General features: G+C 62.7%; 13 protein-coding genes and 1 tRNA gene. 8 read left to right on the top strand and 6 right to left on the bottom strand.

Going from position 1 to position 15688, the window contains the following annotated elements:
- Positions 1 to 115 precede the first annotated feature (115 nt).
- Entirely contained in the window at positions 116 to 958 is an 843-nt protein-coding gene (locus LMTR3_RS18840) for an SDR family NAD(P)-dependent oxidoreductase (protein WP_065746518.1), read from the bottom strand.
- Positions 959 to 1152: 194 nt separating this feature from the next.
- On the opposite strand from LMTR3_RS18840, the gene LMTR3_RS18830 reads away from it, so the two are divergent.
- The 3 genes from LMTR3_RS18830 to LMTR3_RS18820 all read left to right on the top strand — a co-directional run bounded on the left by LMTR3_RS18830 (position 1153) and on the right by LMTR3_RS18820 (position 7284).
- A complete protein-coding gene (locus LMTR3_RS18830; protein ID WP_065746516.1) occupies positions 1153 to 2115 on the top strand; it encodes a sensor histidine kinase in 963 nt (320 codons plus the stop codon).
- A 177-nt stretch (positions 2116 to 2292) separates the two neighbouring features.
- Positions 2293 to 4068 (top strand): putative bifunctional diguanylate cyclase/phosphodiesterase, encoded by a 1776-nt coding sequence (locus LMTR3_RS18825; RefSeq protein WP_065746515.1) that lies wholly within the window; start codon positions 2293 to 2295, stop codon positions 4066 to 4068.
- Between the two features lie 108 nt (positions 4069 to 4176).
- Positions 4177 to 7284 (top strand): bifunctional diguanylate cyclase/phosphodiesterase, encoded by a 3108-nt coding sequence (locus LMTR3_RS18820; protein WP_065746514.1) that lies wholly within the window; start codon positions 4177 to 4179, stop codon positions 7282 to 7284.
- Here LMTR3_RS18820 and LMTR3_RS18815 read toward each other — a convergent pair.
- Entirely contained in the window at positions 7200 to 9095 is a 1896-nt protein-coding gene (locus tag LMTR3_RS18815) for a patatin-like phospholipase family protein (protein WP_245319935.1), read from the bottom strand. The genes LMTR3_RS18820 and LMTR3_RS18815 overlap by 85 nt on opposite strands.
- A 197-nt stretch (positions 9096 to 9292) precedes the next feature.
- Complete coding sequence (locus LMTR3_RS18810) at positions 9293 to 10372, bottom strand: LLM class flavin-dependent oxidoreductase (RefSeq protein ID WP_065746513.1); 1080 nt, start codon at positions 10370 to 10372, stop codon at positions 9293 to 9295.
- A gap of 145 nt (positions 10373 to 10517) precedes the next feature.
- On the opposite strand from LMTR3_RS18810, the gene LMTR3_RS18805 reads away from it, so the two are divergent.
- Positions 10518 to 10925, top strand: coding sequence for a YccF domain-containing protein (locus LMTR3_RS18805; protein WP_057844659.1), 408 nt, complete (start codon positions 10518 to 10520; stop codon positions 10923 to 10925).
- Between the two features lie 123 nt (positions 10926 to 11048).
- Here the strand turns inward: LMTR3_RS18805 and LMTR3_RS18800 are convergent, their stop codons facing one another.
- Positions 11049 to 11525, bottom strand: coding sequence for a universal stress protein (locus LMTR3_RS18800; protein ID WP_065746512.1), 477 nt, complete (start codon positions 11523 to 11525; stop codon positions 11049 to 11051).
- A 171-nt stretch (positions 11526 to 11696) separates the two neighbouring features.
- On the opposite strand from LMTR3_RS18800, the gene LMTR3_RS18795 reads away from it, so the two are divergent.
- The 4 genes from LMTR3_RS18795 (at position 11697) to LMTR3_RS18780 (ending at position 13315) form a co-directional block, all read left to right on the top strand.
- A tRNA-Arg gene (locus LMTR3_RS18795) sits at positions 11697 to 11773 on the top strand.
- A 224-nt stretch (positions 11774 to 11997) separates the two neighbouring features.
- Complete coding sequence (locus LMTR3_RS18790) at positions 11998 to 12396, top strand: MAPEG family protein (protein WP_245319934.1); 399 nt, start codon at positions 11998 to 12000, stop codon at positions 12394 to 12396.
- 296 nt (positions 12397 to 12692) lie between these two features.
- Positions 12693 to 12983 (top strand): type II toxin-antitoxin system RelE/ParE family toxin, encoded by a 291-nt coding sequence (locus LMTR3_RS18785; protein WP_065746510.1) that lies wholly within the window; start codon positions 12693 to 12695, stop codon positions 12981 to 12983.
- Positions 12983 to 13315: an addiction module antidote protein gene (locus tag LMTR3_RS18780; protein ID WP_065746509.1), complete on the top strand. Its 333-nt coding sequence runs from the start codon at positions 12983 to 12985 to the stop codon at positions 13313 to 13315. Before LMTR3_RS18785 ends, LMTR3_RS18780 begins: the two co-directional genes overlap by 1 nt.
- A 257-nt stretch (positions 13316 to 13572) precedes the next feature.
- Here the strand turns inward: LMTR3_RS18780 and LMTR3_RS18775 are convergent, their stop codons facing one another.
- The gene (locus LMTR3_RS18775; protein WP_210184711.1) at positions 13573 to 14163 is read right to left on the bottom strand and encodes a hypothetical protein; all 591 of its coding nucleotides are present in this window, start codon (positions 14161 to 14163) and stop codon (positions 13573 to 13575) included.
- Positions 14164 to 14293: 130 nt separating this feature from the next.
- A complete protein-coding gene (locus LMTR3_RS18770; RefSeq protein ID WP_245319933.1) occupies positions 14294 to 15622 on the bottom strand; it encodes an MFS transporter in 1329 nt (442 codons plus the stop codon).
- Positions 15623 to 15688: the final 66 nt, after the last annotated feature.

The following is a 15688-nucleotide window of genomic DNA, read 5'->3' as shown; positions in this document are numbered from 1 at the left end:
AGCGAAGCGACGAAGCAATCAATGCCTCCATATGTGGCCCTATGGATTGCTTCGCGGAGCCTGTCATCCGGCGGCGCTTCGCGCCGACCGGGTGGCTCGCAATGACGGCGTGACCCTACCCCGCCCCCTGATCGAAGGCCTTCCTCAGTGTGACATAACCCTGCTGCTGCTGGCTCCAGTTGCGGCCGCCGGTCATGGCGCCGTCGACCACCAGATCGTGGCCGTTGATGAAGGAGGATTCGTCGCTGGCCAGAAATACCGCGGCGTGCGCGATATCCTCGGGCAGTCCCGCGCGCGGAATCGGCTGCGCGGCCTTGTAGACCTCGCGCATCACGGCCGGGGTCTTTTCGGCGGCTTCCACCGGCAGGCCGAGCGCCTTGCCGAAAATGCCGGTCGCGATCGCGCCGGGCGAAATCGAATTGACGCGGATGTTGGCTTCGCCGAGTTCCATCGCCACGCATTTGGTGAGATGGATGACGGCGGCCTTTGCCGCGCTATAGACCATCGACGACGAAAAGCCGGCGAGGCGGCCGGCAATGCTGCCGTTGTTGATGATGCTGCCGGAGCCTTGCTTACGCATATGCGGCGCCGCGTGCTTCATGCCGAGCATCACGCTGCGCACCAGCGTCGCCATCGCGGCATCAAACCGCTCGACCTCGAGGCCTTCGATGCCGCCGGTCTGCGCCGGACCGCCGGCATTGTTGAACAGGCAATCGATGCGGCCGAACTTTTCCACCGCAAGCCCGATCAGCGCGCTCATCTGCTCTTCCACCGTGACGTCGGTCTGGCGGAAGATGCAGTTGGCGCCGAGCTTCTTGGCCAGCGCCTCGCCCTCCGGCACGCGCCGCCCGGCGATGACGATTTTTGCGCCCTCGGCGACGAATAGCTCCGCGGTGTGCAACCCGATGCCGCTGGTCGCGCCGGTGATCACTGCGACCTTGCCGTCCAGCCGTCCCATGTTGTTACCCCCGTCGAAATTCGTTGACGTTGACGCCAATATTCCCGCCTCTCGCGGACAAGGCAAGCAAGCTTGTTCCATCGCAATCACCCGGCGCTCGGCTGGCCTTGCCGCCCTCCGCGCCACGAAATCCCCGATTTTCGGTATGATCGGCCATATTTTGGATGCGCTGATCACGTGAAGTGACAACCCCGATGAAGAAATTGATCGACGAGCTCAGGCACGGCTGGCAGGGGATCTCCCAGCCCTCCCTGCTTTCCAGCACCGTGTTCGCGGCCGGCTGCCTTGCCTTGTCGACGATCGCCCGGTGGGGCATTGCCCAGATTCGTCCGGACGTATTCTTCACGCCTTATTTTCCAGCCGTGTTCCTGGCCGCCGCCGTCGGCGGCGCCCGGATCGGGATCGCGACGGCAATCGCGGGAGGCGCGCTCGGCGTCCTCGTCAATTTCAGCAGTGCCACGGCCGATTCCGCACGGTTTGCGCTGCTAGTGATGTTCTGGGCAGTTTGCGGCTTTGCCATTTGGGGCGTCGACCATTACCGGAGGATCGTCGCGCAACAACGGGAAGATTCCAAACGCCTGGTCCAGGAAGAGGAATATCGCAAGCTCCTGATCGAGGAGTTGCAGCACCGGCTCAAAAACAAGACATCGACGATTCACGCTGTGCTGCACCAGGTTCTGCAGGACCAGCCGCAGGTCTGGGGCAGCATCGATCGCCGCCTCCGCGCATTGTCGGCAACCGACGATTTGATCGCGCGGCTGGACGGCAGCGGCTGCGACATCAAGGACATGCTGCGTTCCGAGCTCGGGCCCTACGGCCACGTCCGGTTCAATTTGAACGGCGATGCACTGTTTCTGCCGGCCAAACTGGCGGTCAGCCTGGCGCTGATCTTCCACGAGCTGGCCACCAATGCCGGCAAGTACGGCGCGTTTTCTTCGGCCCGCGGGCTGCTACAGGTGTCGTGGTCGGTGTCGGACGATCGCCTCAATCTCACCTGGGATGAAACCGAAGGCCCCGTGATCGAAGGCGTCGGCCCGCCGGGCTTCGGCACCAAGCTGTTGCAATCGGCGCTGCGCGCGTTCGACGGCAAGACCGAGATCAGCTTCCTGAAAACCGGCGTGCATTGCACGATGCAATGCAAGATCCCGGCGAGCTAGGCAATTGCCGCCGGCACACTCGCGAAGTGTTTGACGGCACTCTCTCGCATTGCGTTGACACTCTGTTAATAACGATCGAGCCTGGGGCAGTTCGAAATCGCCAACTCCTACGGTTGTTGCGGTCTTTCGGAAGTCCGCTTAACCAATACTACAAGGGACTTTGCCAAGCTCTGCGGCATGCATAGTCCCTACAAGAACGACTTTCAGGCGGCGGCTACGCAGGCCGTCAACGAAAGCGCATTCGAATCCGAACTGAATATCCTGAAGGATATCTTCAGGCTGCTTCCGACCGGCGTGACGGTTCAGGACGAGAACGGCGAGTTCGTGTTGGTAAACGACGCCGCGGCAGCCGCGCTGCAGATGGCCACCGCCACGCGGGAGGCCTCGCACCTGAACGATCGCCGCGAAACCTGCCTCGAATTGCTGCGTTCCGGCCGCCCGGTGGTGCTGGAAGAATCCATTGCCGGTGGCCAAGCCAAGCAGGTATTCCTGACCTCCCACCGGCCGGTCCGGATCGCCGAGCGCAATCTGCTGATCTCGAGTTCGACCGACATTTCCGAACAGAAGGCGTTCGAGGAGCATCTGTTCCGCTCCGCCTATTACGACGAGTTGACCGGGCTGCCGACGCGACGCGTGATCGAACATCGCGTCAACAGTCTCTTGAAGTACGACAACGGACAGGGCCTCTTCGCGTTGGCCTTTCTCGACGTCGATAATTTCAAGCACATCAACGATTACTACGGACATTCGGTCGGCGACGCGCTGCTGGCGGAGATCGCCAAGCGGGTGGGACTTGATTTGCGCGACTCCGACATTCTGTCGCGGATCAGCGGCGACGAATTCGTGCTGCTGCTCAATCCGGTCCGGAGCGAGAACGAGGTCGCCGAATTCATCCGCTTCATTTTGCAGCGGCTGAAGGCGCCGTTCTTCATCGACCAGTCTGAAATCTTCGCCTCGACCTCGATCGGCGTCAGCCTCTACCCCGAGCACGGGCGCAGCTATGAGGAGTTGCGTCAAAACGCCGATATCGCGATGTACCGCGTCAAGAACGGCAGCAAGGGCGCCGCCGCATTCTTCGACGCCAGCATGGAACGCGAAGCCCTGGCGCGGATGAAGGTCGAGCAGGCGCTGCGGGTGGCGATCCTGGAAAAACGCTTTTGCTGCGCTTTCCAGCCCAAGGTCGATATCCGGACCCAGGAGCTCATGGGCGTCGAGGCGCTGGTGCGACTGCGCGACGACGAGGGGGTGATTCAAGCCCCCAGCACCTTCATCAATCTTGCCACCGAACTCGGCCTGATCGACGAACTGACTCACCTGGTGCTGGCCGAGATCGTCAAGTCGATCGACCTGATCAACGAAAACTTCGGCCCCGACACCACGATCAGCATGAACGTCGCGGCCAAACAGGCCGGCAATCTCGAATTCATGCGCCCGTTCGCCCAGGCGATCGAAGCCACCGGATTTCCAAAGCGCTTCATGATCGAGGTGACGGAAGACGCCTTCGTGACCAAGACGCATTTCCAGGACGAGATCCTGCCGATCTTCCGCAAGCTCGGCGTCAAGATCTCGATCGACGATTTCGGCATTGGCTATTCGTCGCTGTCGGCGTTGGCCGACATTACCGCCGACGAGATCAAGATCGATCGCTCCTTCATCACCGATATCCATAAGCGTCCGCGCAGCCAGGGCATCCTGCGGGCAATCGAATCCCTGAGCGAAGCGCTCGGCATGACCGTGATCGCCGAAGGCATCGAAACTTTCGAGGAACTGGCCTATCTGCAGGCAGCGACCAAGATCCGTTACGCCCAAGGTTACTATTTCTCGAAGCCGATCTTCCTGGAAGACCTCAAGCTGACGACCCCGCGCGCCAGCGAGGCGCGCGCCAGCCAGGCCAGCCGGCCGGCACAGGAAAACCGCCCCACCTATTCGCGCGCCGGCGGCTATCGCCGCTAAACCTCGCGGTGCCCCCGAAGGACACTCGATTAAGGCTTAGGTAACCGGATTTCCTAACGGCTTATGACACGCGCACATCGTATGCATGTTCCCGGGGGAGAAGGGAGAATGCGCGACCTGTTTCACCACCTGCGAGGCATGAAGGCCCGGATCGCGGCCGCCGGACGGCACCTTGCCGCAACGATCCGGGGCCCGGTGTTGTGGCTTACCCTTTGCGGCGGCTTGCTGGTCGCGGCGATTTTCGTCGGTACCATCATGATGGCCGGCGAGTTCCGTGAGCGCGCGCTCGTCAACAGCGAGCGCGAGCTGGAGAACACCGTTCTTCTGCTCACCCGCCATTTCGACCAGCAGTTCGAGGACTCCGATACGCTCGCCGACGACGTGATCTCCCGGCTGCAGATTTCCGGCATCGGCTCGGAGAAGGAATTTCGGCAACGCGTCGCCAGCGCAGAAGCGTACGAGACCCTGAGATCGAAGGCGGGCGTCCTGTCCTATCTCGGCGACATCTCGATCTTCGATTCCAATGGAGACATGATCAACTGGTCGCGGCCGCTGCCGGCGCCCAAGCTCAATATTTCCGAGCGGGCCTATTTCAAGAGCTTCAAGTTCGATTCGCGATCACCCTCGATTCTGGCCGAGTCGGTTCGCAGCTATCTGACGGGCAACCTGAATTCCGTCATTGCCCATCGATTGAAGGGCGAAGACGGCATCTTCCTCGGCGTGATGACGCGGCGCATCAACCCCGCCAATTACGAAAAATTCTTCGCTTCCGTCGCTCTCGGAACCGGCGCCGCCATTTCGATGTTTCATGCCGACGGCACCTTGCTGGCGCGCTATCCGCGCGTAGACGCACTGATCGGTCAGAATTTCTCGAACGCGCCGCTGCTGCAGCGCGTGCGGGAAAGCGGCAGCGCGCAGACGCTGCGCGTGCAAAGTCCGATCGACCAGACTGCCAGGCTGGGATCTGCGGCTCCGCTCGCGCATTACTCGGGCGTGGTGGTCGCGACCAATACGGTTGCCGCAGCACTCGCCGACTGGCAGGAGCAAACCAGATTCCTGCTCATCGCAGCAACGCTGTCCGCGGTGGTGATCGCCCTGATCCTGTTCCTGATCATCCGGCAGATCACCCGGCAGAGCCGCGAAGCGCAGCAGCGGCTGGAAACGGAACGGGGCCGGCTCGATACCGCTCTGAACAACATGATTCAGGGCCTGGCGACGTTCGACGCCTCGGCTCGCCTCGTCACCTTCAACCAGCGCTACATCGACATGCACAATCTGTCGGCGGACGTGGTCAAGCCCGGCTGTCATCTTCGCGACCTGATGCAGCATCGCAAGGATCGCGGCTCGTTCGATGGCGACATCGATGAGTTCTGCGATTCGGTCGTGCAGAACATCGCGCGCGGCCAGGCGGGTCACAGCGTCATCCAATGCGCCGACGGGCGCGCATTCTTGACGGTTAGAAAGCCGCTGGCGGATGGCGGGTGGGTCGCCACCATGGAAGACATCACCGAGCGGCGCAACCTCGAGCAGGAGCGCGACCGCAACTACGCCTTCCTGAGCCAGATCATCGATCACATCCCCTCCCAGATCACCGTGAAGGACGTGCACGATCGGCGCTATCTGCTGGTCAACCGCGTGGCGGAAGCCCAGTTCGGCATTTCGCGCGACCTGATCATCGGCAGGACGGCCTCCGACATCTTTCCGCAAGCCGCCGCCGAGATCATTGCAGCCGACGAAGAGAAAACGCTGCAATCCACCGACGGCCTGTTCAAGGACGAGCACGTCTGGGAAACCCAGGGAATGGGCCCGCGCTACGTCACTTCCAAACGGCTCGGAATCCGCAACTCGGCGGGGCAGGCGCATTACATCATCAACGTCGTCGACGACGTTACCGAGCGCCGGCTTGCCAACGACAAGATCGCGCATCTGGCGCATTACGACGCGCTGACCGACCTTCCGAACCGGGTGCTGTTCCGCGAGCAGATCGGACGCGAGCTTCGCAAGGCCGCAGGCGGCGACCGATTCGCACTGCTCTATATCGACATCGACGAATTCAAGGGCATCAACGACTCGCTCGGACACCATGTCGGTGACGAACTTCTGAAGGCGGTCGCAGCCTGCCTCAAGGACTGCATCAAGCCGGGCGATCTGATCGCCCGTCTCGGCGGCGACGAATTCGCTGTGATCCAGACCGCGATCGGCGGCCGCGCGGAGGTCGAGGAATTCGTGGCCCGTGTTTACGAGGCGATACGGCAGCCCTATCGGTGCCTCGGCCATCATCTCTCGACTGATGCGAGCATCGGCATCGCGCTCGCGCCGGAGGACGGCATCGAACTCGACCAGTTGATCAAGCACGCCGACCTTGCCATGTACGCCGCCAAGGCCGAGGGACGCCGTACCCATCGCTTCTTCGAGCCAGCGATGGATGCGCGCGCCCAGGCGCGGCTCACCATGGAACAGGATCTGCGACAGGCATTGGCCGACGGCGGCTTCGAAATTCACTACCAGCCGCTGCTCGATCTCGCGAGCGGCGAGGTGACGGGCTGTGAGGCGCTGTTGCGCTGGCGGCATCCCGAACGCGGCATGGTCTCTCCGGCCGAATTCATCCCGATTGCCGAAGACACCGGCCTGATTAACGAACTCGGCGATTGGGTCATGCAGACCGCCTGCACCGAGGCGGCCGGCTGGCCATCCCGGGTCCGGCTCGCCGTCAACGTTTCTCCGATCCAGTTGAAGTCGCCGACGCTGGCGCTGCGGATCACCGGCGCGCTGGCCGCCTCCGGCCTGCCGCCCGACCGGCTCGAGATCGAAATCACCGAGGCGGTGCTGATCCATGACGACGAAACGGCCCTCGCCATCCTGCATCAGCTTCGCGCCATCGGCGTGCGCATCGCGCTCGACGATTTCGGCACCGGCTTCTCCTCGCTGAGCTATCTGAAGCGATTCCCATTCGACAAGATCAAGATCGACCGCTGCTTCGTCAGCGACATCGAGGTCGACGGCTCGGCGGCGATCGTGCAGGCGGTGGTGAACATCGCAGCCGCCCGCAACATGACCACGACGGCGGAAGGCGTCGAGACCGAGCAGCAGCGCGAGATGCTGCGCCAACTCGGCTGCACCCAGATACAGGGCTACCTGTTCAGCGCGCCGAAGCCGGCGGCAGAGGCGAGACGACTGCTGGGCGGGGGATTGGAGGCCGCGACGGCCGTCGCCTGACGCCGTTCCAGCGCGCCGGTATCGAGAATGGCTGCGATCGCCGAACTGCCTCCCGCCTCCAGCGCCGCGATGGCTTCCTTGGCCCAGAGGTAGGAAGCCTCGAAGATTTCCGTGTGGCGGTCGAAATCCGTTACATCGATCTCGAGCGGAAGCGGCGGACGCATCACCGTATCGAACGGCCCGACCGGCAACGTATCGTAGCGCTGATGCGCCACCAGGCTTCGCCACAAGACGTTCACCGCGCTGGGGGCCGCCGGAAGCAGTTTTTTACGGAACGGCGTCAGCATCGCGGCGATCAATTCCAGCCGTCCCGGCAGCGAGGCATAATCGACGTCGAACATCTCCGCTGCCGGCTCGCCGAAATGCACGACGAGATTGGGGCCGCTCTTGAGCTGGTGCATCGACGCCAGCGGCACATTGTCGATCAGACATCCATCGACCAGCATCGCGCCCTCAGCCGTGTAGAACGGCGGCAACAGCCCGGGTATCGCGCTCGATGCGCGGACCGCCTGCCAAAGCGGCCCCGTGCGGATCAGTTCGAGATTGTGCGTCGAAAGATTGGTGGCGACGGCCGCGAACGGCCGCCAGCAATCCTCGATCCGGCAGTCAGCGCCGTATTGACTGGCAAGCGCCCGATCGAACGCCTTGTGATCCAACAGCGAATAGCGCGGCCAAGTCGGCCGCCGAAAGCTTCGGCTCCTGACGAAGATTTCATGCGTGCCGCGCTCGAGATGCTCGGCTTCGAGATTTTTGGCAAAGCCGGCCACCATGGCCGAGCCGACGCTGGTGCCGACGAAGATATCGAACATCGCGCCGCGCTCGCGAAAGGCCTTGTAGATTCCGACATGCGCAGTTCCAAAACTGCCGCCGCCGGCGGCGACGAAGCCAATGGCGCGGCCGCACAGAAAACGAATCAGGCTGTCGATATCGACCTGATCTTCGAGCGCGACATGGTGATGCATGAAGGCCGGCAGCCGGGCGAGCCAGGCCGCGGTGCCTGAGACCTCGCCGCTTCGCCGGTCATGGACGCGAACGAGACGCCGGGCCGAGATCGAATGAACCTCGCAGGCGAATGCCTCGATTTCCGTGAATGGGGCCGCAGGCGCATCCCCGCGACAGGCGAACACGACCATGTCGGCCTGACGGATGGCCTTGCGCGCCCAGGGCGACGCCTCGCGGCCGCCGAGATAGACCACCAGCGGCGCGGTGTGTTCGAGCCTGTTGAGCCATTCGGTGACGTCATGCGCATCGAGCCCGCGCCCGGGAAACATCGCATGCAAACGCGCGGCGTCGACGATCTCGGCTTGGTTTACGGTCAAGCCGTCGCGCATCCGGCGATCGAAAGTTTCCGGCAGCGGCTCTAATCCGCCGTCGATCAGCGCCACCGTCCGCGCCTTCGGCGAGGTGCGGAACGGCGTGATGCGCGCGGTCTCCTTGGCGAACCGCCGCGCCAGCGCCGCGAGCAGCGCCTCGACGATGGCGGGGGCCTCCTCGACGAGCTTCTGATAGGCCGGACGCGTCAATGCCAGCACGCTGGTGTCGCGGATGGCGATCACATCGGCAGTCCGTGGGACATTGGCGAAGAAGCCGATTTCGCCGACCAGTTCGCCGGCGCGAAGCTCGGCGATCGGTTCGAGATAACCGGTCTTGCGCACCGCCAGCGCGCCGTGCAGCACCAGGAAGAGGGAGTCCGACGGCCCGCCTTGCGCGACCAGCAGTTGCCCGCGCACCAGATCCTGGCGGACCATGGCATTGAGGGCTTTTAGCCGCTGTTCGGAACTGAGCGTTCGAAACAGCGCGAATTCCTCCAACGCGGAGCTCCACGCAAGTACCGAGCTCGATCCACTCATTTGGCGGTACCCAGTTGAATTCGCGGGCTGACTTTAGCGCCGCCCACACACCACCGCGAGTGATATAAAGAGTGTGCCTCGGCGCAGCGCAGCAATGCGCCCGGCGTCATCTGGCATTCGGCTGCACTGCAGCATGCCGGCCGTATCCGCCGCCCGCTCTATGCCGCCCACCGGCCGCGATTGTTCTCGGCGAGAATGGGCCGGATCAGCCGGCCAAAACGCTCGGCCTCCTCGTCATGCAGATAGCCGGACAGGCAGAACGAGTGGCAGCCGGCGTCGATGAATTGCTGCAGCGTGTCGGCGCACTGGACGGGATTGCCGACGACGGCAATGCCGGCGCCGGGGCGGACTTTTGTGATGCCGGTCCACAGATGCGGCAGCAGGAGATCGCCATGCTCGCGGGCGAGCTGCTGCACCCGCTGGTTCGCTTCCGATTTGTTGTAAAGCGTTTTCATTTCCTGCTTCTGCCGCTCGGTCGCATGCCGCACCAATTGATCGGCGGCCTCCCAGGCGTCCGCCTCGTTCTCGCGGCAGATCACCTGAAGGCGCATGCCGAAGCCGATGTCGTTCTCACGGCCATGCGCGTGCGCCATCTCCCTGATCTCGGCGATGTTCGAGGCAATCTTTTCCGGCAAATCGCCCCAGAACAGATGCACGTCCGAATGTTTGGCCGACAGTTCCCAGGCTTGGCGCGAGCCGCCGCCGAGATAGAACTTTGGAAACGGCTGCTGGTGCGGGCGCGGGCGGATATGCGCAGCCGATAGCTTGTGAAACTTGCCTTCGAAATTCACCGGCCCCCGCGTCGTCCACAGCGCCTTCAGGATCGAGACTTCCTCTTCCATCAATTCGTAGCGTGCTTCCTTCGGATAACGGACGCCCTCGCCCTCGACCTCGCTTTCGTTCTGGCCGGCGATCAGATTGATGCAGATCCGCCCGCCCGACATTTGGTCGAAGGTCGAGATCATTTTCGCCAGCAGCACCGGATTGATGTACCCAGGCCGCGCCGCGATCAGCGGCTTGATCGACGACGAACGCGCCGCCATGAACGCACCCGTGATCCAGGCTTCCCAGCACACGGAACCGACCGGGATCAGGAGATATTCGAAGCCGGCCTTCTCCGCCGCCTGCACCACGCGGTCGCACAGTTCAGGAGACCCCGGAATCTGCGCGTCCATCAGGCCATAGGCCGTGGTGTCGCCATGCGTGGGCAGATACCAGCCGAATTCGAGCGGACGCATGAACGTTTCTCCCTTGACGTGTTCCTTGGCGCGCTTGTTGCTTGATCGTCGTGGGAATCAGTCTAGCGTCTGCTGGGCCTGGGGCAATCGGGGTTCGCCGGCAGCGCGGGTTCGCCAGCATTGCGTCAACATAGGAATAGCGTCCATGTCACCGGTCTCACTGCTCCTCAATGTGATCTGGGTCGTTCTCGGCGGCGCGTGGATGGCGTTCGGCTGGCTGGTCGCGTCCGTCGTCATGGCGATCACGATCATCGGCATTCCCTGGGCGCGGGCCGCGTTCAACATCGCGGCGTACACCTTGTTCCCGTTCGGCTTCACGGCGGTCTCGCGCGACGCCTATACGGGCCAGGAAGATATCGGTACCGGACCGCTCGGGGTGATCGGCAACATCATCTGGCTGGTGCTGGCAGGATGGTGGCTGGCGCTCGGCCATGTCGTCACGGCCGTGCTGCTGGCCGTAACCATCATCGGCATTCCCTTTGCCTGGGCACACTTGAAACTTGCCGGGATCGCGCTGTGGCCGATCGGCAAGATCATCGTTCCCGCGAACTAGAGCCTTTTCGGTTCTGATTGCATCAGAACCCGGCTCTAGACTCGTATTTGGACGCGCTTCCTTAACGCGAACCGGTGCCCACTTCGCTCGAAAACGCTTTAGAGGTTCGGCGCAGCCTTACGGCTATCCCGAGGCCACCGTTTCCGCCGGTTTCAACCGCTCGAATTCGGCGTCGCTGATGTCGGTCTGGGCCACCAGCACGCTGCAGCGCAGGCGCTTGACGAGATAGCTGCCGATCGAGCCGAACCAGCGCGCCAGCGCTCCCTGCGGGTGGTGCCCGACGACGACGAGATGCGCGCCGATTTCTTCGGCGACCTCGGCAATTTTCTGCCCGGCATCGCCGACCTCGAGCCGCGCGGTCGGCGAAAATCCCAGCGCCTTCAGCCGCTCGGTGCCTTCGTTCAGGATGGCCTTGTAATCCTCGGTCTGCAGCTCGATCGGGATCGTAAGCCCGGCCTCGGGCGTCATGATCGAGGAGACCTCGACGACGGCGAGCAAAAAGACCTCGGAACGGCAGAGTTGTGCGAGCTTTGCGCCCTCCCGCAACGCGCGCCGCCCCTCGACCGAACCGTCATAGGCGAGAAGAACCTTCTTATACATCGGACGTCCCCATCCATGGCGAAAAGTTCAACGCGGCAAGATTACCACCAATTAACGGGAACGGAGCGGAATTTTGTTAGGGAATGTGGCCAGCGTCGTGCCACCTTCGTCTCACCAGCCCCGGAAGGGCCGTTGCCCCTGCCCGGCCGATCGGCTAAATGAAGCGCTGTTGCACCCGTAGCTCAGCTGGATAGAGCGTTGCCCTCCGAAGGCAAAGGTCACACGTTCGAATCGTGTCGGGTGCGCCAGCTCGGTATGCGCTATTGGCGCACAATCTCGCCGATTCTGCGAATTTGCGGCGACCGAACAGGTCGCGAGCGGAAGCGGACATCCTCGACAGCCGCATGGCGACCGGCGCACAACAACTTTCGCTGATTCGCAGCCCCGATGCGCTTAATCTCGCGAGAAATGCGGGGTAACGCGGGATGCTGAAAGCCGGCCGCACCTTTTTGGAAGAGGACACAGGATGGGCATGAGCTTCGAGCTAATAGCGCTGGCAACAGCAACTCTTTGGGGCTTCCTTCAGCTCGTTGCTGCGGCGCAGGCCGCAAACGCGCAGTACGGCCTCAAATGGGCTGCGAGCCCGCGCGACGTCGAGATGCCGCCGCTCACGCCCATCCCCGGGCGCATCAACCGTAACTTCCGCAACTACATGGAGACGTTTCCGTTCTTTGCCGCGGCGGTTCTCACTGTTCAGGCGGCGGGCGTTCACAATGAGCTGACCCATTGGGGATCGATTGCCTATATCGGCGGGCGCATCGCTTACACCGCGCTTTATATATCGGGAATACCGCTCATCCGCTCGCTGTTCTGGAACATCGCCGCCTTTGGCATGCTCGCGGTCCTGGCAGCGCCTTTCGTGCCGCGCTGAAGCGCCCGACGGCACCGGCTGCGGGCCTCGTTTGCTTAGGCACCGAGCACATCGCCGCGCGCAACGGCGTACATCATCAGCGAATTTGCTGCGCCGGCATAGCACCACGGCGAAGCAATAGTGCCCATCTTCATCGGCCGCGGCGCGCCACTCTCCGATTTTTCACGACAGCGTTTCCGACTGGCGCGCAAGTGCCGCATCAAGCCGCCGGCAGCCTTATGGTTGCCGCTGAGTCTCGATGCTCGGCGCGCAATGTCGCTTGACGCATTGTAGCCCATAGACTACGTTACCTCCTCATGATCGAGGTGCGTCAGACGGAGGAGTTTTCGGGCTGGCTGCACCGCCTCCGGGATGCCAATGCGGCTGCGCGCATTGTCGGTCGCATTCGCCGCATGGAGATGGGGAATCCCGGCGACACCAAAAGCGTCGGTCAGGGCATCCTGGAAATACGCATCGACTATGGGCCGGGTTACCGAATCTACTATGCGCATCGCGGCGCCGAGATTGTGATCCTGTTGTGCGGCGGTGACAAGCGCACGCAACAGCGGGACATCAAACGGGCTCAGAAACTGGCGGAGACATTGTGATGCCCAAGACAACGATAGCAAAGACAACACGATTTGACGCCGCCGACTATCTCGATACCGAAGAGCGTCAGGTTGCCTATATAGCGGCAGCGCTCGAATCCGGTGACGCGGATTTCGTGCGTGACGCGCTTGGTCTCGTTGCACGTGCACGCGGCATGGGCGAGATTGCCAAGAGGGCTGGCCTGAACCGAGAGAGTCTGTACAAAGCGCTCGGGGAGACTGGCAATCCCGAATTCGGCACGGTCATGCGCATTGTTCGCGCCCTGGGTCTAACTCTTTCAGCACGCCCGGCGGCGAATGAACAGACATCAAAGCGGCGCCGGGTCGCGTGAACCAAATTGGGGCAACGCGCAGCGACCGTGCAAGGGGCGAAGTTGAAATCGCAGACCGTCGTGGACTAATCGATTGGAGCGAGCGATGGGCCGCAGCATCATAGCACCACGCGGCGAAGCAATAGTGCCCATCTTCATCGGCCGCGGCGCGCATTGTTGCCGGGCTCACGCTTGCGACGAGTTAATCGTGGCTCTGCTGGCCAAGTTCACGTTCCGCCTCCGCTAAAGCGTGCGGCTCGACCAGCAGACCTTGTCGTTCATAGCGGCCCCGGGGTCTTGCTGAAGCGTACCACCACGGCATGCCTCGGGCTCTTTGCCTTCACCCGACGCGTGAGCAGTGCATTCCCGGCCCCCAAAAATTCAAGATCGGCGAGACCTGTGCATCGCATGCACGCCGGGCCGGGGCTTTCCATGATGAGAAGATCAGCCGTTCCGCCGCAGCGGTGGCATTTCCAGGTGTCGTTCAGTGGTTGGATCACTACCAGCTCGGGCGCGCGGCTCGTCCTCTCCACCAAGCGCTCTCGCTTCTTCTCGGAAAGCTCGTCCGAAATCCAATGGGTGCGGTACAATCTTTCAATCGTCGGGTTCCCGCTCTTGCTGAAGCGCAGCGTCTGCCGCGACGGTGTCCGCGCAACATAATGCGTCTCGCTTGGGATTAGCCCTTTCGCGGTCGCACACGACCGAAACAGCTTCATGGCCTCCGAAATGCGCGGCAGATTGGTCTGCGTGACCCGCTCGAGATAGTCGACCTGCCCCTGCCGCCAACGCTTGAGTGCCCCGGGATCGAGCCATCCGATCCCGACCAGCACGTCGACGGGACTCACATACTTCTGGGCTGCGAGCGCCACCTCAGCAGCTCTGATCACGCGGTCGTTGAGTTTCTTGCGGTTATCCGGATGCATGTCGGCCCCCTCGACGTGCCGTGGTCATCAGGATGGAGTTCGGCGCCTGACGCCGCGTCAACCGGCGAGCCCAAGGTCAGCTCTCCGACGATGGAATCGATCTGGCATCGGCTTGCATGGGCGCGCGCGCATAGGCCTCCGGGATAATAATCGAGGGATCGGCCGGGTCCAGCGCATCGTGCGTGACCACCGTGCCCACGAGTGCTGTCGCGGCAAGATCGAAGTCGGTCTTCTGTGGCGAAGCGAGCGCGACCTGCACCTGCGTGCGATACAAAACGTAGGCCGCAAGCAACGCCTGGACCATCGCGGTGAACAGGAACAGGGCGCGTGGCCCTTCCGCCGACATGAAGGCAGCGGCAATGAGCGGCCCGACCACTGAACCGAGGCCGTTGGTGAGCAGGATTGTGGCGGCGATCGGTACCACATCACTCGCTGGGGTCTTGTCATAGGCATGAGCCGCGGCAAGCGAATAGCCGGGCAGCGCGAGCGCCCCGAAGAGAATGCCGAATAGCAGCAGCATCATTCCGGATGCGGAGATCAGCCATGAGGCAACGCCCGCGGCGGCGGCTCCGATCAAGAGAACGAGCAGCACGAGGCGGCGATCGACGCGGTCGGACAGACGGCCTACCGGCCACTGGACGATCGCTCCTGCCAGCACCGCCGTACTCATGAACAGCGCCACCTGATCGATGCTGAGGCCGCTGCCGGCGGCCGACAGCGGCGCAAGGCCCCAGAATGCACCGTTAGCCGCGCCAATCATGAAACTTGCGACCAGCGCGACGGGTGCCGCGCGGTATAGCTGTCCGACGCGAAAGCTGACCGTGGTAATCGGTGCTGGTTGCGCCGCACGGGTCAGGGCCACCGGAACGATGGCCAGCGAGGAAAGCATGGCGGCCACCATGAAGTTTCCGGCCTCAGCGATCGGATAAAGCGTTACCAGAGCCTGACCAAATGTGATGGCGCCATAATTGACCACCACGTAAGCCGACAGCACGAGCCCGCGAGTCTCGTTGGAGGCGCGATCGTTGAGCCAGCTCTCGACCACCAGGTAGAGACCGGCGAGGCAGAGGCCGGTTACGCCGCGGAAAACTATCCAGGCCACGACCACCGGCGCGAGCGCGTGGGCAAGCGCCACGGCAGCCGCCACCGCCACCATCGCTGTAAAAGCGCGAATGTGTCCCGCGCGCTGGATCAGATAAGGCGCGACCAGACAGCCACTGACGAAGCCGACGTAATAGGCCGAGCTGATGACACCGAGCGCAAGATCGTCAAAACCTTCCGCGCTGCCGCGCAATGGCAGCAACGTGAACTGCAGGCCGCTGCCCGCCAGCAGGAACGCGAGCCCCAGGAGCAACGACACGATCGGGCGCAAGGTCTTCGGCATCCGGATCGACCCAACAGTCATCAGCCAGATTCATTGAATCCACAATGTGTTGATAAGGCAGCAGACCATAAGAAGTTTCGCGCCGGC

The sequence above is a fragment of the Bradyrhizobium sp. LMTR 3 genome, assembly GCF_001693485.1.
Taxonomy (GTDB): domain Bacteria; phylum Pseudomonadota; class Alphaproteobacteria; order Rhizobiales; family Xanthobacteraceae; genus Bradyrhizobium.
The sequence above is the reverse complement of the archived record's forward strand: the minus strand, read 5'-3'. Positions and strand labels throughout refer to the sequence as shown.